The organism is Bacillus sp. LM 4-2 (assembly GCF_000978495.1).
Lineage (GTDB): Bacteria > Bacillota > Bacilli > Bacillales > Bacillaceae > Bacillus > Bacillus subtilis.
In genome coordinates this window covers 3,539,016-3,557,598 of record NZ_CP011101.1, presented here as the reverse complement: position 1 = coordinate 3,557,598, position 18,583 = coordinate 3,539,016, and the positions used below count along the sequence as shown (strand labels likewise).

The window sequence follows — 18,583 nt, the reverse complement described above, 5'->3', positions numbered from 1 at the left end:
TCCTAAGCTGACTTCTTGCGGTCTAACAATACCGCAATTAAGATAACAATCCCTTTGACAACCAGCTGATAAAATGATGAGACGCCAAGCAGATTAAGTCCGTTATTAAGTGTGCCGATGATCAGCACCCCGATTAACGTGCCGACAATGCGTCCTCGGCCGCCAGAAAGACTTGTTCCTCCTAAGACGACTGCCGCGATAGCATCAAGTTCGTACGATTCCCCCGCAGTCGGCTGGGCCGAATGCAGGCGGGAAGTCAATATGGCACCTGCAAGAGCGGATAAAAGCCCGGCTAAAGAATAGATCATCACTTTCACGCGCGTCACTTTGATGCCTGAAATGAGCGCGGCTTTTTCGTTGCCGCCGATAGCGTACGTTCGGCGTCCGAATGGTGTTTTATGAAGAAGCACCCAAAGGATGACAAAGGCAAGAACCATCGTAATTGCCGGTACAGGAATGCCTAAAAAGTAACCGCGTCCGAACATCTGAAAAGCGTAGTTTGTGCCAAGTCCGGTAATCGGATTTCCATCTGTATACACTAGCGTCAGTCCGCGAAACACAGTCATGGTCGCAAGCGTGGCGATAAAGGGCGCCATTTTTCCTTTAGTAATCAATAATCCGTTGATCATGCCTAGTACGGCACCAATGATACAGCCAAGGATGATCGCGAGAACCGGATCGACACCGGACACAATCACCCCCGCAACTAAAGCACTGGACAGGGCAAGAATAGCGCCAACAGAAAGATCAATGCCGCCTGTCAAAATGACAAAGGTCATCCCGAACGCGATTAATCCGTTAATGGCGACCTGGCGAAGCAGGTTTAAAATATTCAGCGGTTCAAGAAAGCTTGGATTTAAAATAGATACAATGATAACGAGAATAAATAAACCAAGAAACGGGCCGAGTTTTTGCATGACTCCGTCGAAGTGAATCCGTTTTTGTTCTGTTTGCAGTTGTTCCGTTTTCATATTACCGCCCTCCCGTGGCAAGTGTCATAATTCGTTCTTGTGTTGCTTCTCGCGCATGGATCTCTCCGCTGATTCTGCCTTCATGGACAACGATAATCCGATCGCTCATTCCCAGAATTTCAGGAAGCTCTGATGACACCATGATGATAGCGACGCCGCGTTCGGTCAGCTCATTCATCAGCGTATAAATCTCTCGTTTGGCGCCAACATCCACACCTCTGGTTGGCTCATCCAAGATAAGCACTTTCGGTCCGATGCCGATCCACTTGGCTATCACCACTTTTTGCTGGTTTCCTCCTGATAAATGGCGTGCGTGCGTTTCCGGTGATGCTGTTTTGATAGTGAGGCGCTTGATTAACAGATCGACAAATTCAGCCTCCCGCTTATGATCAATGAGACCCTTTGGTGAGAAGCTGGACAGATTGGGCAGGGCAATATTTTCGCGGATCGAGGTGTCGAGCAGGAGCCCTTCATCCTTGCGATTCTCTGTAATAAAGCCGAGACCTTTTTTCACGGCTTCCTGCGGGTTCTTAATAGCCGTTTTTTTCCCAGCGATCCATATCTCACCCGTGTCCAGCCTGTCAACGCCGAACAGCGCTCTCATCATTTCTGTCCGGCCGGCTCCCATTAATCCTGAAACACCGACGATCTCACCGGAACGCACATAAAAGCTGACGTCCTCAAAACTCCCTTTTACGGAAGCATTTTTCACCTCGAATACTTTGTCACCGAGAGAAGGAGTGCGCTTTGGATATCGTTCAGTCAGCTCCCGTCCGACCATTTTTTTGACGACTTCATCAAAATCAGTTTCTGAGATGTTTGTTGTATCTACCGTTTTTCCGTCACGCATGATGGTAATTCTGTCGCAAATCGCAAAAATTTCTTCCATGCGATGCGAAATATAGACAATGGAGACGCCGTTCTTTTTTAACGCTGTAATGACCTCGAAGAGCTTGCTGATTTCACGTTCAGTCAACGCTGCGGTCGGTTCGTCCATAATGATGACCTCGGCATTTGTCATAAGCGCTTTTGCGATTTCGATCATTTGCTGCTGTCCGACGGAACATTCGCCGGCTTCTTGATCAAGAGAAAGAGAGACGGAGAGTTTGTCAAATTGCTCTTTTGCTAGCGCTTTCATTTTTCTTGTTTGTAAGACGCCCAGCTTGGAGGATATCTCTTTACCGATAAATAGATTCTCAAGAACGGTCATTTCCGGCCAGATATTCAATTCCTGATGGATAAAGGCTATTCCATGCTGTTCCGCTTCTTTCGGATTGGAAAAATACGTTTCGTTTCCGTTTATGCTGATTTGACCTTTATCTGCTTTGTGCAGGCCTGTCAAAATGTTCATAAGCGTGGACTTGCCGGCGCCGTTTTCTCCCATTAATGCGTGAACCTCGCCAGGCATGAGCTGAAAGGAAACGCCTGACAGCACCTGATTTTTTCCGAATGTTTTATGAATGTCTTTCATTTCAATCTGCATGTTTCATCTTCCTTTCTAGAAAAGTACACCTGCCTGCAGGATGCAGTTGGCATATGGTGTGAATTCTCCTGTTCTTATGACTGCCTTTGCATCTTTTGTCAGCAGCTTAAACTCCTCGTGAGAAAGGTATTCAATCTCTTGTTCAGAGAAAAGATTTTCTAGAAATTTCGCATTCTCCTGATTGGATGCTTTTATTTCAGCTGCAGCAATGACTTTTTCGACCGCCATTTCCTCAGCCAGTACTGCCGCTGTATCTTGGAAAGCCGGAAGGCCCGGCTTCAGTGAAAGATCAATTTTCAAAACGCCGTCAGGAACCGGCAGTCCGGCATCCGCGATGACAATTTTATCAGTGTGGCCAAGGTCGGCTAAAATCTTGGCAAGATGGCTGTTCAGTATACCGTGTTTTTTCATGACAGCAGCTCCTCTACTTCATTTCTTGTCGGCATTCCGCCTTGGGCACCGAAGGAGCAGACAGAAAGGGAAGCGGCACGATTGGCAAACCGCAATGCGGCTTCAATGTCTTTTCCCTCAGCCAGGGCCACGGCAAATGCTGCGTTAAACGTATCACCGGCTCCGGTTGTATCAACGGGTTCTACAGGGAAGGACGGGATGAGCACCTCTTTGCTGCCAGCCGAATAGCGGACGCCTTGTTTTCCTTCCGTAATAAAGAGCTTTGCCGGATAAAGCGCCAGAGCTTCGGAAATGGTAAGCTCAGGGAATAAAATCGAAGCCTCGTGTTCATTCGGCGTCAGATAGGTAGCGTGATCAATTGTTTCCTGCTTGAGCGGGCGGGCCGGTGCTGGGTTTAGTATGATCGGGATATCGTGAGAATGGCAGTATTTGCACACCTCATCAACCGTTTCTTCTGGGATTTCCTGCTGAATCAGCACCATATCGACCTTTTCAATCTGTTCGAGCGCGTTTAACGCATACGCTGGGGTGATGTCATCGTTCGCGCCTTTGACAACGACAATGCTGTTGTCGCCTTCAGCAAGCACAATATGAGCGGTTCCGCTTTCCGTATGTGTAACCGGTTCCATATAATCAGTGCGAACGCCGTTAGCTTTGAGATTATTCAAAATAGCTGTTCCATAATGATCGTCTCCAACTTTGCCGACCATAAACACTTGCGCCCCAAGTCTGGCTGCGGCAACGGCCTGATTTGCTCCTTTGCCGCCCGGCACAGTCTGAAATGACGTGCCAAGAACCGTTTCACCGGCTTTTGGGCGTTTGTCCGAGGTGACCACTAAATCCATAGAACAGCTACCAATCACACAAATATTACGCATCTTAATCTTCCTTTCTTGTCGTCTTTCTTCCTATATAGGTGACAGGCATTTGAATTGCCGTTTCTGCCAGCGGCTGTTTTTTGATGATACCCAAAAGCAGTTTGGCAGCTTCTCTCCCCATATCATATGCGGGCTGTTTAATTGTAGAAAGTGGCGGGAACAGAAGTCCGCTTTGCGGAATGTCATCATAGCCGATAATTTGAATGTCCTCCGGCACGTTTTTTCCGCGCCGCAATGCTTCATGTAAAACGGCAGCGGCTTGAATATCATTACTCGCGATCACACCATCTGTCGCTGGATAAGCGGCAAACAGCTCCTTCGCCATCGATTGTGCATCTTTAATTGAAAATGAAGCTGTCTCAATGACCTGAAAATCAACTTCAGCCTGCTTTAAGATTTCCAAAGCGCCGTTAAATCGGTCTTGAGCGGTCGGCAGGTGAGCAGGTCCTCTCAAGAGCGTAATGCGCTGGCTTTTTCCGTGAATGATAGCCTGAGCGGCTAACTTTCCTCCTGTATAGCCGTCACTGGACACAGAAGGAGCCCCTTCAAGTGTTCTGTCCAGAAAAACAACTGGATAATTCATGCCGCTGTATTCCTCGAGATCCGGGTAATTTGTTGCGGCAATAATGCCTGCGACATGATTTTGCTTAAAGGTTTGAAGGTATTCAAGTTCTTTTTTCAATTCCTCGTCACTGTTGCCGAAAATAAGGCGATAGCCTTCCCGGTTCAATTCATCCTCCGCACCGCGGGCAAGCTGGGGGAAGAAAGGGTTTGTGATATCCGGGAGCAAAAGTCCGATCAGTCGGGATTCTCTTTTATATAGAGATCTGGCGACTTCATTCGGGTAATAGTTCAGCTTCGCCATCGCCGCTATGACACGCGTTCGCGTTTCTTCGTGTACATAGCCATTATCATTCAGGACGCGGGAAACCGTCGCAACTGAAACGCCCGCCGCTCCGGCGACATCTTTAATTGTAGCCAAAACAGCTCCTCCTTGTTTATGTAACCGTTTACACAGATAGATTATCATGAACAATCCGAAGTTAGCAATAAAAATATCAAAAGAAATCTACTTGTAAATTGTATATAAAATTGAAAAATTTAAGGTTTTCACTCTTTTTTTGACAAAGTCTTCACAAATATGGATGAAGATTTCTTGAACAAATATTAAGTTTTATTAAAATTGTTTCAAAGTCATGCGTTTAGACCTGTAAATGGTGAGAAACAGAAAAGACTATCATCCCAGAAAATGTTTAATTATGTTAGAGAATTCGGACTCGTATGTTTAGCGTTTTCATCTCGAACCTCCTTAGTCATTTTGGAATGGGCCTCATATTGCTTATTCCATGCAGAAAGGATGACATTATGACCTTGTCCTTAAGAAACAGGATAAAACTATTTTGTGTTCATAAGAACCGGAAACACGCATGATAGCAGGAGATACTTGATAACACAGGCTGAAAAAAAGATTGATTTGAAATGCATATTAAACACAAACACCAGGGTGTGACTATACGTCCAGAAGGATATCAGGGGAAAAATGAAAGCGCATTCTCTTCGATTTTTAAAAAAAGTGATGAGGTATAAGTCCTGCTGTTTTCCAAAAATAGAAAACAGTTTGTAGGTATAAAATCTCTTTCAAAAGAGAAGTTTGGCTTAGTCGATTAGGGAAGATTATGTTACATAATGCCGATTGAGAATTCATAGTGATTCTATATACTGATGAATGAATTTACAACAATATAGAAGGAGATGTCGAAAAGCAATGTGGTTACTCATTATAGCCTGTGCTGTCATACTGGTCATCGGAATATTAGAAAAACGACGACATCAGAAAAACATTGATGCCCTCCCTGTTCGGGTGAATATTAACGGCATCCGCGGAAAATCGACTGTGACAAGGCTGACAACCGGAATATTAATAGAAGCCGGTTACAAGACTGTTGGAAAAACAACAGGAACAGATGCAAGAATGATTTACTGGGACACACCGGAGGAAAAGCCGATTAAACGGAAACCTCAGGGGCCGAATATCGGAGAGCAAAAAGAAGTCATGAGAGAAACAGTAGAAAGAGGGGCTAACGCGATTGTCAGTGAATGCATGGCTGTTAACCCAGATTATCAAATCATCTTTCAGGAAGAACTTCTGCAGGCCAATATCGGCGTCATTGTGAATGTTTTAGAAGACCATATGGATGTCATGGGGCCGACGCTTGATGAAATTGCAGAAGCGTTTACTGCTACAATTCCTTATAATGGCCATCTTGTCATTACAGATAGTGAATATACCGAGTTCTTTAAACAAAAAGCAAAAGAACGAAACACAAAAGTCATCATTGCTGATAACTCAAAAATTACAGATGAGTATTTACGTAAATTTGAATACATGGTATTCCCTGATAACGCTTCTCTGGCGCTGGGTGTGGCTCAAGCACTCGGCATTGACGAAGAAACAGCATTTAAGGGAATGCTGAATGCGCCGCCAGATCCGGGAGCAATGAGAATTCTTCCGCTGATCAGTCCGAGCGAGCCTGGGCACTTTGTTAATGGGTTTGCCGCAAACGACGCTTCTTCTACTTTGAATATATGGAAACGTGTAAAAGAAATCGGTTACCCGACCGATGATCCGATCATCATCATGAACTGCCGCGCAGACCGTGTCGATCGGACACAGCAATTCGCAAATGACGTATTGCCTTATATTGAAGCAAGTGAACTGATCTTAATCGGTGAAACAACAGAACCGATCGTAAAAGCCTACGAAGAAGGCAAAATTCCTGCAGACAAACTGCATGATCTAGAGTATAAGTCAACAGATGAAATTATGGAATTGTTAAAGAAAAGAATGCACAACCGTGTCATATATGGCGTCGGCAATATTCATGGTGCCGCAGAGCCTTTAATTGAAAAAATCCACGAATACAAGGTAAAGCAGCTCGTAAGCTAGGGGGAAATGCAGACATGTTCGGATCAGATTTATACATCGCACTAATTTTAGGTGTACTACTCAGTTTAATTTTTGCGGAAAAAACAGGGATCGTGCCGGCAGGACTTGTTGTACCGGGATATTTAGGACTTGTGTTTAATCAGCCGGTCTTTATTTTACTTGTTTTGCTAGTGAGCTTGCTCACGTATGTCATTGTGAAATACGGTTTATCCAAATTTATGATTTTGTACGGACGCAGAAAATTCGCTGCCATGCTGATAACAGGGATCGTCCTAAAAATCGCGTTTGATTTTCTATACCCGATTGTACCATTTGAAATCGCAGAATTTCGAGGAATCGGCATCATCGTGCCAGGTTTAATTGCCAATACCATTCAGAAACAAGGTTTAACCATTACGTTCGGAAGCACGCTGCTATTGAGCGGAGCGACCTTTGCTATCATGTTTGTTTACTACTTAATTTAATGTAAGGTGTGTCAAACGATGAAAAAAGAACTGAGCTTTCATGAAAAGCTGCTAAAGCTGACAAAACAGCAAAAAAAGAAAACCAATAAGCACGTATTTATTGCCATTCCGATCGTTTTTGTCCTTATGTTCGCTTTCATGTGGGCGGGAAAAGCGGAAACGCCGAAGGTCAAAACGTATTCTGACGACGTACTCTCAGCCTCATTTGTAGGCGATATTATGATGGGACGCTATGTTGAAAAAGTAACGGAGCAAAAAGGGGCAGACAGTATTTTTCAATATGTTGAACCGATCTTTAGAGCCTCGGATTATGTAGCAGGAAACTTTGAAAACCCGGTAACCTATCAAAAGAATTATAAACAAGCAGATAAAGAGATTCATCTGCAGACGAATAAGGAATCAGTGAAAGTCTTGAAGGATATGAATTTCACGGTTCTCAACAGCGCCAACAACCACGCAATGGATTACGGCGTTCAGGGCATGAAAGATACGCTTGGAGAATTTGCGAAGCAAAATCTTGATATCGTTGGAGCGGGATACAGCTTAAGTGATGCGAAAAAGAAAATTTCGTACCAGAAAGTCAACGGGGTAACGATTGCGACGCTTGGCTTTACCGATGTGTCCGGGAAAGGTTTCGCGGCTAAAAAGAATACGCCGGGCGTGCTGCCCGCAGATCCTGAAATCTTCATCCCTATGATTTCAGAAGCGAAAAAACATGCGGACATTGTTGTTGTGCAGTCACACTGGGGACAAGAGTATGACAATGATCCAAATGACCGCCAGCGCCAGCTTGCAAGAGCCATGTCTGATGCGGGAGCTGACATCATCGTCGGCCATCACCCGCACGTCTTAGAACCGATTGAAGTATATAACGGAACCGTCATTTTCTACAGCCTCGGCAACTTTGTCTTTGACCAAGGCTGGACGAGAACAAGAGACAGTGCACTGGTTCAGTATCACCTGAAGAAAAATGGAACAGGACGCTTTGAAGTGACACCGATCGATATCCATGAAGCGACACCTGCGCCTGTGAAAAAAGACAGCCTTAAACAGAAAACCATTATTCGCGAACTGACGAAAGACTCTAATTTCGCTTGGAAAGTAGAAGACGGAAAACTGACGTTTGATATTGATCATAGTGACAAACTAAAATCTAAATAATCGGAGTGATAAAGATGAAATTTGTCAAAGCCATCTGGCCGTTTGTTGCCGTAGCCATCGTGTTCATGTTTATGTCAGCTTTTAAATTCAATGATCAGCTGACAGATCAGGAAAAACAGAAGATTGATATGGAAATGAATAAAATCCAGCAGCAGGAAGAACCGGTAAACGCCAATAAATAATTCAAAAAAGAGAGTGTCTGATGAGACACTCTCTTTTTATTTGCCCAGCATATTCATTCTGTAAAAATATTAAAAAGTCTCTTAACATATTCAAAAAAATACCGATGTTAAAACTGCAAAAAGAGGAGGAGATAATAAAAGTGAACACACTGGCAAACTGGAAGAAGTTTTTGCTTGTGGCGGTTATCATTTGTTTTTTGGTTCCAATTATGACAAAAGCGGAGATTGCGGAAGCTGATACATCATCAGAATTGATTGTCAGCGAAGCAAAAAACCTGCTTGGATATCAGTATAAATATGGCGGGGAAACGCCGAAAGAGGGTTTCGATCCATCAGGATTGATACAATATGTGTTCAGTAAGGCTGATATTCATCTGCCGAGATCTGTAAACGACCAGTATAAAATCGGAACAGCTGTAAAACCGGAAAACCTGAAGCCGGGTGATATTTTGTTTTTCAAGAAAGAGGGAAGCACCGGCACTGTTCCGACACATGACGCCCTTTATATCGGAGACGGCCAAATGGTTCACAGTACACAGTCAAAAGGGGTTATCATCACCAATTACAAAAAAAGCAGCTATTGGAGCGGAACTTATATCGGGGCGAGACGAATCGCTGCCGATCCGGCAACGGCTGATGTTCCTGTCGTTCAGGAGGCCGAAAAATATATCGGTGTCCCATATGTGTTTGGCGGAAGCACGCCGTCAGAGGGCTTTGATTGCTCGGGGCTTGTGCAATATGTGTTTCAACAGGCACTCGGCATTTATCTGCCGCGATCAGCCGAACAGCAGTGGGCAGTGGGCGAGAAGGTAGCCCCTCAGAACATAAAGCCTGGTGATGTCGTCTATTTCAGCAATACGTATAAAACGGGAATTTCACATGCAGGCATTTATGCGGGCGCAGGCAGGTTCATTCAGGCAAGCCGGTCAGAAAAAGTAACCATTTCCTATTTGTCAGAGGATTACTGGAAATCGAAGATGACGGGTATTCGCCGATTTGACAACCTGACAATCCCGAAAGAAAATCCGATTGTTTCCGAAGCGACGCTTTATGTCGGAGAAGTGCCTTACAAACAGGGCGGAGTAACACCTGAGACGGGATTTGATACAGCTGGATTTGTCCAATATGTATACCAGAAAGCAGCCGGTATTTCCCTGCCTCGATACGCAACAAGCCAGTACAATGCCGGAACTAAGATTGAGAAGGCGGACCTGAAGCCGGGAGACATTGTGTTCTTTCAATCAACAAGCTTAAATCCCTCCATCTATATCGGAAACGGACAAGTTGTTCATGTCACATTATCAAACGGCGTGACCATTACCAATATGAACACGAGCACATATTGGAAGGATAAATACGCAGGAAGTATACGGGTGCAATAAAAGAAAAAGACTCCAATCTCTGGAGTCTTTTCTTTATGCATATTGCCCCGAAAGAAGCTGGTCTATAAAGTAGGCCACACCATTTTCGTCATTGCTTTTTGTGACAAAGGTGCTTTTTTCTTTTAATTCATCAATCGCATTTTCCATGGCGATACGGTGTCCGGCGACTTCAAACATGGACAAATCGTTTGGACTATCGCCGATCGCATAGATATCCTGTGTTTCAATTCCGTATATGTCAGCCAGCTTTGTTAACGCGCGTCCTTTTCCTGACGAGGCCGGCAGGATTTCGATAATATGTTTTCCTGAAGAGGTTTGCGCCAGTTTTTTATGATGCTTCAGTTCTTCCTTCGCTTGTTTCAGCTTGTCCATATCAAAGGAGAAGCAAAGAAGCTTATAAATGTTTTCACCGCCGTCAAAAACCGATTCGATATGAGGGATTGGTTTAATGCCAAACTGTTTGAATTGAGTCATGGCTCCTTGCCACAAGTCATCCGTCTGCTCGTTTGGGTTTGCGCTCTTTAGAATGTCAAGCTCCGCGTGCAGCTTAGCTTCGCCGTCAAAAGGAGAAAGCAGATGGTCATCTGTATATACCTCAAAGTAAATGTTTTTTGAAAGTAAGTAATCAGCAATCGCTTTACCGGCTTCCTGATCCATTAATGTCCGGCTGATCAAACGGTAACCCGTGTCGTGGATCGTACCGCCATTAGCTGCAATGATAGGGATGTCCAAGTCATCCAGCAGCGCTTTTACATCAAATGTCGCTCTTCCCGTGCAAATGGTGACGAGGATGCCGGCATCAACGGCCCGCTTGATCGCCTCTCTGTTTTCCGCAGAAATGACGCTTTCTTTATTCAGTAATGTTCCGTCTAGATCAATCGCAATACATTTCATATGTAGGGGAACCTCCTTAAAAATGAAGCTGCTTCGTGTAGTATGTTCAGCTTGCCTGTGAAACATAATCCATATAAATTAAGGCTAAACGTTACTTTGATAATTTTCAACAAGGAAATATGTAAAACGGGATGGCGTAATCGCCATCCCGTTCATTATACACCTAAATCGTTTTGCAGCTCTTTTTTAACTTCCTGCAGCTTTTGCTGATTCAATTTGAAATAATAGACTCCGGCAGGTTCATAATCATAACCCGTCAGCTGAATAGACTCAACTGATTTCAATGAAGTGATGAACGGGAACAGGCCGATGGCATCTTTAAGAGATAAGTTCATTTTTAAATTTTGCCCCATCGTATCCACAATATCATCATAAGCCGGAATTGAGCTCAATGATTTTGATTTATCTATAATGGCGCTCAGCACTTCCATTTGTCTTTGCCCGCGTAAAAGGTCACTGTCCGCTTTACGTGTTCTTACGTAAGCGAGCGCTTCTTCCCCATCAAGCGTATGTGTTCCTTTTTGAAGAACGACTTTACCTTTTGTATCTTTTTTGATTTGCTGAATGACTTTATCGCTTTTTACAGTTACTTTGACGCCATTTAACTCGTTTACGACGTCTTCAAAAGCCGTGAAATTGCTTTCTACGACATAATCGACTGGAATATCCAGCATTTCTTCAACTGTTTTCACAGTTAAGTCAACGCCGCCGTAAGCGTGAGCATGTGTGAATTTATCATACCCGTGGCCTGGGATGTTTACATAGGCGTCACGCGGAATGCTCAGCATTTTAGCTGTTTTTTCTTTCCGATTAAATGTAACCAGCACATTCGCGTCACTTCTTGCCTGATCGACGGTCTCGCCGTTTTTCTCCCTGGCATCAATTCCTAAGAGCAATACAGAAAAAGAATCTTTTCCAGGATCAAATTCTTTGATCCGTTTTACAGATTGTTCTCCGCGTGCAAGGCTGACATGAGCTTCCTTAGAAGCATTGTTCAGCTTTACAAAAGCATAGGCGCCGACAGAGCCTGCCGCAATGACTAAAAAAGCCATTAATCCGGCAACAACTTTCACCCATTTTTTTAGTTTTCTTTTTTTCTTTCTGCGCTGTGATCGTTCTTCCATATATCAATACCTCACGTTTCTTTAATATTTGAAGCGTACCATTCTATTTGCCATGGGGCAACTACTCGAAAGACATTTTTCGATAAATATTCCTATATTTATAAGTTCTTGTTTTTGAAAATTGATAACGATAATGTACTGAATCACCTTATATTGGACGCCGCAGCAGGTAAAATGTTTCGGCGACATTGAAAAAAATACAAGTAAATGATTGGAAAACTTATGATCAGAAAAATAAAAAGGTTTAATGGCCGGAAAAAGAGGCTAAAAGATTTCTAAAAAAATCCCACAGACAATGTCATTGCAGCTGATGGAGAAAGGGAGTCATCTTTATGAAAAAGCAGTCAAATATATGGCTTTATTTTTTCGGAGCTCTTGGAGGCGCGTTATATGGCTATGATACCGGAGTGATTTCCGGAGCTATTTTATTTATGAAAAAGGAGTTAGGCTTAAACGCGTTTACAGAAGGTCTTGTTGTCAGCTCCTTGCTGGTTGGGGCGATATTGGGCTCAGGAGCGGCCGGCAAGCTGACTGACCGTTTCGGAAGAAAAAAAGCAATTATGGCAGCCGCGCTGCTGTTTTGTATAGGCGGTCTTGGTGTGGCACTGGCCCCAAATACAGGAGTCATGGTGCTGTTTCGCATCATTTTGGGACTTGCAGTCGGAACATCGACGACAATCGTACCCCTTTATTTATCTGAACTGGCGCCAAAACATAAACGCGGGGCGCTGTCATCACTGAATCAGCTGATGATCACGGTCGGCATCCTTCTTTCTTACATTGTCAATTACATATTTGCCGATGCCGAAGCGTGGCGCTGGATGCTTGGATTGGCTGCTGTGCCGTCATTGCTCTTGCTTATTGGCATTTTGTTTATGCCGGAGAGCCCGCGCTGGCTGTTCACGAATGGCGAAGAAAGCAAAGCGAAGAAAATTCTTGAAAAATTGCGTGGCACAAAAGATATTGATCAGGAAATACATGATATAAAAGAAGCGGAAAAGCAGGATGAAGGCGGTCTGAAGGAGCTGTTCGATCCATGGGTGCGCCCAGCGCTTATTGCAGGTTTGGGACTCGCTTTTTTGCAGCAATTTATCGGAACGAATACGATCATCTACTATGCGCCAAAGACCTTTACAAACGTCGGATTCGGAAACTCCGCTTCGATTTTAGGCACGGTCGGAATCGGCACAGTCAATGTTCTCATGACATTAGTAGCGATTAAAATCATCGACAAGATTGGAAGAAAGCCGTTACTGCTATTCGGGAATGCGGGCATGGTGATCAGCTTGATCGTTCTCGCTTTAGTAAATCTCTTTTTCGATAACACTCCGGCTGCCTCATGGACGACCGTCATTTGTTTAGGCGTGTTTATCGTTGTCTTTGCGGTCAGCTGGGGACCGGTTGTGTGGGTGATGCTTCCTGAATTGTTCCCGCTTCACGTCAGAGGAATCGGGACCGGTGTTTCGACCTTAATGTTGCACGTTGGGACACTGATTGTTTCATTAACCTATCCAATATTAATGGAAGCGATCGGAATCAGTTATTTATTCCTGATTTATGCCGCGATCGGTATCATGGCGTTCTTATTTGTCCGATTTAAAGTGACAGAGACAAAGGGAAGAAGCCTTGAAGAAATTGAGCAGGATTTACGGGACAAAAACGGACAGGGAGGAGCGGCCGGAAAACAGCAGACTGTCGGAACATAAAAAAGGGTGCGCGATCATGCGCACCCTTTTGATTGCTTACTTTCCCACCGTGCCAAAGTTAATGATTTTAAAAGAAATATCGTACTTAAAATCAGCCTCAGAAAATATTTCATCCCAATGCCCTTTTACTTTATTCCAATAGTCAGGGTGTTGAATCCTTATGTGGTCTGATAAAAAGACCGGATCGGTTTTATACTCGTGCTGCAGTTTATCCATCACCTGCTTTACGTCTCGTTCAAGCTTTTTCTCAAAAATGTTCTCCAGCCTGTGCAAATATCTTTTGCTAAAGGAGTTTTCATTCGGGTTTTGGTCTTCTGTCAGGATGCCCTTCGTTTTAACAGAAATCTGAAAGACAGGCTTTCCGTTTTCAATGACGGGTTTAATTTTCGTTTTCGACTTTTTAATTTCAAACGTAATCGGATGTCCTTTATCTGTCGTTGGCATGACACCGCCTTGGATCGTCCCCATGACCCATGTCAGTGTCTGGGTTTCATCAGCTGAAAGAAACCCAACGAGTTTATTGCTGCCTCTTTTGATAACGCCTGAACCGTCATACTTGGCTTTTCCCTTTTGGTTTTTCACGGCTTGAATAAGATAACTGTACCCGTTCTGAGAGTATATAGATGCTCTGCCGATACGCAGCGGTATCATAATCTTACCGTTATATCCGCTGTGAGTTGTCAAATCAATCAGTTTTTCTGAGGGCATCGGCTGCTGCTGATTGGGGTTTCCTTTTGTGAAAACATCAGCTGCATTCCCTCGGGCTGCCATCAAATAGCTACTTCGCCGCAGCTCATCATCCCGGATAAAGTGGTTGAAGACTTGGTCTACATTTTGATTCCTCATCAGTTTTTCTCCCAAAAGAATCACTTTTAAATGATCGCTATAAACAGGAGGGTCCTTGATGGATACGTCACTGACTGCTTCCAGGATCGTTTTCCCGTAGGACGTCACATTGACAAATTCGGGTTTTCCGGATGCTTGGCTGTCTTCGCTTTGGGGAAGAAGGTTTTGATATGTCAGTTTGTACTGGTGATCATCTGTCTCATCGATCGCCAGCCCTCTGGCGAAGGATAGTTTCTCAATATTTTTGACATCCCAGCACCCGCAGAGAACCTGCAGCATAAGAAACATGACTGCGAGTTTTGTTGCTGTTTTCATTGCAGCTGACCCCTCCCAAGTTTTTTCTGTACCCAGCTTAAAAGCCAGACGAAGAATGGAATTGCAATCACAATTAAGAAAGCATATCCAAGAAGCGTCCCGTAATAAAACACGTCATTCAAGTCCTTGGGATACATCGTTATGAAAAACGTCGCAACCAGCATTGCAGTCAGCAGCCAAGCATTGTTTTTATTTTTTAGATGAAAGATTTCCGTTAACCCGATATGGGCGCCTTTGAAGGATCCGAGCATACAGGTAAATTGCTGAGCAGTCCAGGTCAGCTGTAAAAACAGATCAAATCGTTCAATAAAGATACCCGGAACCTCTAATGCGTGGATGAGGGAAATGGTCGGCCATGTCACCGTTTTTGCCTCAGCCACAGTCATACAGCCAATCACAATGAACAAAGTAATGCTGTAGAACACTGTAGAAGTCCCGATCCCAAAAGCAACAGCCTTTTTCGCTTGCTTCGGATCTCTCATAAATGGGACGAGATAAAAGATGATTTCAAATCCTGAGAAATATAAAAGTGTTTTTGGGAATAAAGAGAAAAAACTTTGATAGCCTCCCTCAAAAACAGGCCGGATAAAATCGAACTGGAACAAGCGAAAGCTGAACATCAGAAGCATCATAAAAATAATAAGGGTTATAGGGAAAATATAAGCGTATACCTTTGCAATTGAATAAACGCCTCCACCCACATGATAGATGGCAACTGCAAGAAATATAAACACCACAACTGCCATTGGCGTGTTTTTCAACAAAAAGAATCCGACAACCTCTCCCAAAATCCGAGCTTGATAGCAAACAATCCCAATGAAATATAGACAGATATATAAATTCAATAGAAAGCCGATGAATGTTCCAGCTACAATGTTGTTGAGCTTAAAAAGAGTTTTTTCGCTGTTTTTTTGAAGGAAAGGCAAAAAAAGCAGAACAATGATAATAAAAATAACGCCCTGCAGCAGTATCATAAGCCATCCGCTCGGACTGCCGGTTTCGGCAGCTGAGCGGGGAAGGGTTAGGACCCCGGCACCGATCAGTGTGCTGCTGATCATAATGAGCGTCTGCATAAATGTCAGTTTATGCTCTGATTTCCTCATAGCCATCACCTTTGTCTGATGTTATCTTCAGGATCGTTTCGTGTCGGTCTTCTTTTTAAAAATATAGTAGGAATGCGGATCACCGTGTCTTTTAAATCTCGTCCAGGAATTGCTAAAATCGGAATAATATAATCCTGTCCGAAGCTTTTCAGGCGCATAAGATGGCCGATCACAAACAGATAAACCATTATAACGCCATACATGCCAAGCGCTGTTGCACTTATCATAACCCCGATCCGAATGATCCGCAGCGGAAAGTTATAGGCGTATGAAGGAACGGTAAAGGATGCCAGTGCTGTGACAGAAACGACAATGACCATAAGCGCACTGACAATTTGTGCCTGAACAGCTGCCTGTCCGATGACGACCCCGCCGATAAGGCCAATTGTCTGTCCAATCGGCTTAGGCAGCCTTAATCCGGCTTCTCGAATCAATTCGATCGTAAAGATCATGATAAAGGCCTCTATAAAAGGCGGGAACGGTACGTTAAGCCTGCTGCCTGCAATGGAAATGGCCATTCTAGTCGGCAATAGCCCGGTGTGAAAAGAAACGAGAGAAATATACAGACCGGGCAAATAAATGGTGATCAGGATGCTGGAATAACGAAGAAGGCGTACAAGTGACATTGGGATCCAGCGCTGGCTGTAATCATCGGGCGAATGAATAAATTCGTCAACCGTAGCCGGTACAATCAAAGCAAACGGCGTACCATCCACTAATATGGACACTCGCCCTTCTAACAGTGCAGCCTCTACACGATCTGGCCGTTCTGTGCTTAATATTGTGGGGAAAATTGAAAATGGTTCGTCTTCAATCAGCTGTTCAAGCGTCCCCGATTCCGGCAAATTATCTATATTGACTGATTTCAGCCTTTTAAACACTTCTTTGACGACATAATCTGGGGCGATATCCTGAATATAAGCGACAGCGATTTTCTTTTTGGTCCTTTTTCCGAGTGTCATTTCTTTGATGACGAGATTAGGATCACTCGTCCGTTCACGTAAAAGCGCCGTGTTTGTCCGCAGTTTTTCAATAAATCCTATTTTAGGGCCGCGTTCCACGACTTCGGAGGAGGGTTCATCAAGACTGCGTGTTGCGACTGACTTTGTGTCGAAAGCTAATCCCCCGCGATAGCCATCAGCGAGCAAAATGGCTTGCCCTGAAAAAACGAGCTGCTCTATTTCTTTCATTGTAGAAACAACGCTGTGGTGAAAGCCGAAAAAAAAGGCGGATAAGTCTTCAATCGAGCTTTCCTTATGGGCTAACGCCTCTTTTTGTAAAGGAGAAATGACGTATTGCGCCAGCATTTTATTCTCTGTCAGACCGTCAATATACAGTAAACACGCCTTTTGTCTGCTATCTCCGAAAGCAAATGTATAAAACATCATATCGTCGTTTTGTCCCAATGTTTTTTTCAGTGTGTCTAAATTGTTCTGGAGATCAGAGTCGATTTGCATAGTTTCTCTCCTTCGTAAACAGATTGACGGTTTTTATTAATTTGTATCAAAAAAGGAGAATTATTCTTATCAAGGAAAAGGCTGAAACAAAGCTTCTTTTCGACGTGATATAATAGATAGGAAGCGTTTTCTTTGAAGGGGTAATGAAAAGATGATGCTTTGTACATATGTTGTCATCGGAAAAAGACAGCTTATACGGGCGTTTGTAAGAGGGGCGCACCGGGAAAATGATGATCAGTTATTTACAGGGGAGGGGTACGGATCATGACGCAATCACCGATTTTTCTAACGCCTGTGTTTAAAGAAAAAATCTGGGGCGGAACCGCTTTACGAGATAGATTTGGATACAGTATTCCTTCAGAAACAACGGGGGAATGCTGGGCCATTTCCGCTCATCCAAAAGGACCGAGCACTGTTGCAAATGGCCCGTATAAAGGAAAGACATTGATCGAGCTTTGGGAAGAGCACCGTGAAGTATTCGGCGGCGTAGAGGGGGATCGGTTCCCGCTTCTGACAAAGCTGCTGGATGTGAAGGAAGATACGTCAATTAAAGTTCACCCTGATGATTACTATGCCGGAGAAAACGAAGAGGGAGAACTCGGCAAGACGGAATGCTGGTACATTATCGACTGTAAGGAAAACGCAGAAATCATTTACGGGCATACGGCCCGCTCAAAAACCGAACTTGTCACAATGATCAACAGCGGTGACTGGGAGGGCCTGCTGCGAAGAATCAAAATTAAACCGGGTGATTTCTATTATGTGCCGAGCGGAACGCTTCATGCATTGTGCAAGGGGGCCCTTGTTTTAGAGACTCAGCAAAATTCAGATGCCACATACCGGGTGTACGATTATGACCGGGTTGATGACAACGGGAAGCCAAGAGAGCTTCATTTTGCCAAAGCGGTCAATGCCGCCACAGCTCCCCATGTGGACGGGTATATAGATGAATCCACAGAATCAAGAAAAGGAATAACCATTAAAACATTTGTCCAAGGGGAATATTTTTCGGTGTATAAATGGGACATCAATGGCGAAGCTGAAATGGCTCAGGATGAATCCTTTCTGATTTGCAGCGTGATAGAAGGAAGCGGTTTGCTCATGTATGAGGACAAAACATGTCCGCTCAAAAAAGGCGATCACTTTATTTTGCCGGCTCACATGCCCGATTTTACGATAAAAGGAACTTGTACCCTTATCGTGTCTCATATTTAAACTTAATCTCACTTCGAGATTAAGTTTTTTTTATTAGAAAATGG

17 protein-coding genes are annotated in these 18,583 nt (G+C 44.0%); 7 read left to right on the top strand and 10 right to left on the bottom strand.

The genetic code is table 11. The features are described 5' to 3' along the window. Positions 1–2: 2 nt before the first annotated feature. The 5 genes from rbsC to bslm_RS17630 are packed head-to-tail and all read right to left on the bottom strand — an operon-like array spanning position 3 to position 4,725. Complete coding sequence (rbsC, locus tag bslm_RS17650; protein ID WP_046381372.1) at positions 3–971, bottom strand: ribose ABC transporter permease RbsC; 969 nt, start codon at positions 969–971, stop codon at positions 3–5. 1 nt (position 972) lies between these two features. Further along, complete coding sequence (gene rbsA, locus bslm_RS17645) at positions 973–2,454, bottom strand: ribose ABC transporter ATP-binding protein RbsA (RefSeq protein ID WP_003244379.1); 1,482 nt, start codon at positions 2,452–2,454, stop codon at positions 973–975. 15 nt (positions 2,455–2,469) lie between these two features. Beyond that, positions 2,470–2,865: a D-ribose pyranase gene (gene rbsD / locus bslm_RS17640; RefSeq protein WP_003244175.1), complete on the bottom strand. Its 396-nt coding sequence runs from the start codon at positions 2,863–2,865 to the stop codon at positions 2,470–2,472. Next, entirely contained in the window at positions 2,862–3,743 is an 882-nt protein-coding gene (gene rbsK / locus bslm_RS17635; protein WP_009968280.1) for a ribokinase, read from the bottom strand. The genes rbsD and rbsK overlap by 4 nt, the downstream gene beginning before the upstream one ends. 1 nt (position 3,744) lies before the next feature. Beyond that, positions 3,745–4,725, bottom strand: coding sequence for a LacI family DNA-binding transcriptional regulator (locus bslm_RS17630; protein ID WP_015714821.1), 981 nt, complete (start codon positions 4,723–4,725; stop codon positions 3,745–3,747). A 783-nt stretch (positions 4,726–5,508) separates the two neighbouring features. Between bslm_RS17630 and pgsB the strand changes: the two genes are divergently transcribed. From pgsB to pgdS, 5 genes are all read left to right on the top strand, one after another. Then, positions 5,509–6,690: a poly-gamma-glutamate synthase PgsB gene (pgsB, locus tag bslm_RS17625; RefSeq protein ID WP_003227883.1), complete on the top strand. Its 1,182-nt coding sequence runs from the start codon at positions 5,509–5,511 to the stop codon at positions 6,688–6,690. Positions 6,691–6,704: 14 nt separating this feature from the next. Next, positions 6,705–7,154, top strand: a complete 450-nt coding sequence (gene pgsC, locus bslm_RS17620) for a poly-gamma-glutamate biosynthesis protein PgsC (RefSeq protein ID WP_003227889.1) — start codon at positions 6,705–6,707, stop codon at positions 7,152–7,154. Positions 7,155–7,172: 18 nt separating this feature from the next. After that, positions 7,173–8,315, top strand: coding sequence for a capsular polyglutamate synthetase PgsA (gene pgsA, locus bslm_RS17615; protein ID WP_003243306.1), 1,143 nt, complete (start codon positions 7,173–7,175; stop codon positions 8,313–8,315). Between the two features lie 14 nt (positions 8,316–8,329). Continuing rightward, positions 8,330–8,497: an extrachromosomal elements maintenance protein EdmS gene (gene edmS / locus bslm_RS21100; RefSeq protein ID WP_003227896.1), complete on the top strand. Its 168-nt coding sequence runs from the start codon at positions 8,330–8,332 to the stop codon at positions 8,495–8,497. Between the two features lie 140 nt (positions 8,498–8,637). Continuing rightward, the gene (gene pgdS / locus bslm_RS17610) at positions 8,638–9,879 is read left to right on the top strand and encodes a gamma-DL-glutamyl hydrolase (RefSeq protein WP_003242751.1); all 1,242 of its coding nucleotides are present in this window, start codon (positions 8,638–8,640) and stop codon (positions 9,877–9,879) included. A 33-nt stretch (positions 9,880–9,912) separates the two neighbouring features. Here the strand turns inward: pgdS and ywtE are convergent, their stop codons facing one another. Both ywtE and tagT read right to left on the bottom strand, forming a co-directional pair. Next, the gene (ywtE, locus tag bslm_RS17605; RefSeq protein WP_003244395.1) at positions 9,913–10,773 is read right to left on the bottom strand and encodes a 5-amino-6-(5-phospho-D-ribitylamino)uracil phosphatase YwtE; all 861 of its coding nucleotides are present in this window, start codon (positions 10,771–10,773) and stop codon (positions 9,913–9,915) included. Between the two features lie 155 nt (positions 10,774–10,928). Continuing rightward, positions 10,929–11,897: a polyisoprenyl-teichoic acid--peptidoglycan teichoic acid transferase TagT gene (gene tagT / locus bslm_RS17600; protein ID WP_003243404.1), complete on the bottom strand. Its 969-nt coding sequence runs from the start codon at positions 11,895–11,897 to the stop codon at positions 10,929–10,931. Positions 11,898–12,229: 332 nt separating this feature from the next. On the opposite strand from tagT, the gene bslm_RS17595 reads away from it, so the two are divergent. Next, on the top strand, positions 12,230–13,603 hold the full coding sequence (locus tag bslm_RS17595) for a sugar porter family MFS transporter (protein ID WP_003243731.1): 1,374 nt from the start codon (positions 12,230–12,232) through the stop codon (positions 13,601–13,603). A 36-nt stretch (positions 13,604–13,639) separates the two neighbouring features. Here the strand turns inward: bslm_RS17595 and gerBC are convergent, their stop codons facing one another. Genes gerBC through gerBA form a run of 3 tightly spaced genes read right to left on the bottom strand, consistent with a single transcriptional unit; the run spans position 13,640 to position 17,324 of the window. Next, positions 13,640–14,764, bottom strand: a complete 1,125-nt coding sequence (gerBC, locus tag bslm_RS17590; RefSeq protein ID WP_046160925.1) for a spore germination protein GerBC — start codon at positions 14,762–14,764, stop codon at positions 13,640–13,642. Then, on the bottom strand, positions 14,761–15,867 hold the full coding sequence (gene gerBB, locus bslm_RS17585) for a spore germination protein GerBB (protein ID WP_046160924.1): 1,107 nt from the start codon (positions 15,865–15,867) through the stop codon (positions 14,761–14,763). The genes gerBC and gerBB overlap by 4 nt, the downstream gene beginning before the upstream one ends. Positions 15,868–15,872: 5 nt before the next feature. Continuing rightward, positions 15,873–17,324 (bottom strand): spore germination protein GerBA, encoded by a 1,452-nt coding sequence (gene gerBA, locus bslm_RS17580; protein WP_046160923.1) that lies wholly within the window; start codon positions 17,322–17,324, stop codon positions 15,873–15,875. A 264-nt stretch (positions 17,325–17,588) separates the two neighbouring features. Here gerBA and manA point away from each other — a divergent pair, with 264 nt between their 5' ends. Continuing rightward, complete coding sequence (gene manA, locus bslm_RS17575) at positions 17,589–18,539, top strand: mannose-6-phosphate isomerase, class I (RefSeq protein ID WP_046381371.1); 951 nt, start codon at positions 17,589–17,591, stop codon at positions 18,537–18,539. Positions 18,540–18,583: the final 44 nt, after the last annotated feature.

What these genes read in the sequence shown, in the direction of transcription:
- rbsC (WP_046381372.1), bottom strand. Translation starts at nt 971, where the DNA reads ATGAAAACGGAACAACTGCAAACAGAACAAAAACGGATTCACTTCGAC.
- rbsA (WP_003244379.1), bottom strand. Translation starts at nt 2,454, where the DNA reads ATGCAGATTGAAATGAAAGACATTCATAAAACATTCGGAAAAAATCAG.
- rbsD (WP_003244175.1), bottom strand. Translation starts at nt 2,865, where the DNA reads ATGAAAAAACACGGTATACTGAACAGCCATCTTGCCAAGATTTTAGCC.
- rbsK (WP_009968280.1), bottom strand. Translation starts at nt 3,743, where the DNA reads ATGCGTAATATTTGTGTGATTGGTAGCTGTTCTATGGATTTAGTGGTC.
- pgsB (WP_003227883.1), top strand. Translation starts at nt 5,509, where the DNA reads ATGTGGTTACTCATTATAGCCTGTGCTGTCATACTGGTCATCGGAATA.
- pgsC (WP_003227889.1), top strand. Translation starts at nt 6,705, where the DNA reads ATGTTCGGATCAGATTTATACATCGCACTAATTTTAGGTGTACTACTC.
- pgsA (WP_003243306.1), top strand. Translation starts at nt 7,173, where the DNA reads ATGAAAAAAGAACTGAGCTTTCATGAAAAGCTGCTAAAGCTGACAAAA.
- edmS (WP_003227896.1), top strand. Translation starts at nt 8,330, where the DNA reads ATGAAATTTGTCAAAGCCATCTGGCCGTTTGTTGCCGTAGCCATCGTG.
- ywtE (WP_003244395.1), bottom strand. Translation starts at nt 10,773, where the DNA reads ATGAAATGTATTGCGATTGATCTAGACGGAACATTACTGAATAAAGAA.
- tagT (WP_003243404.1), bottom strand. Translation starts at nt 11,897, where the DNA reads ATGGAAGAACGATCACAGCGCAGAAAGAAAAAAAGAAAACTAAAAAAA.
- bslm_RS17595 (WP_003243731.1), top strand. Translation starts at nt 12,230, where the DNA reads ATGAAAAAGCAGTCAAATATATGGCTTTATTTTTTCGGAGCTCTTGGA.
- gerBC (WP_046160925.1), bottom strand. Translation starts at nt 14,764, where the DNA reads ATGAAAACAGCAACAAAACTCGCAGTCATGTTTCTTATGCTGCAGGTT.
- gerBB (WP_046160924.1), bottom strand. Translation starts at nt 15,867, where the DNA reads ATGAGGAAATCAGAGCATAAACTGACATTTATGCAGACGCTCATTATG.
- gerBA (WP_046160923.1), bottom strand. Translation starts at nt 17,324, where the DNA reads ATGCAAATCGACTCTGATCTCCAGAACAATTTAGACACACTGAAAAAA.
- manA (WP_046381371.1), top strand. Translation starts at nt 17,589, where the DNA reads ATGACGCAATCACCGATTTTTCTAACGCCTGTGTTTAAAGAAAAAATC.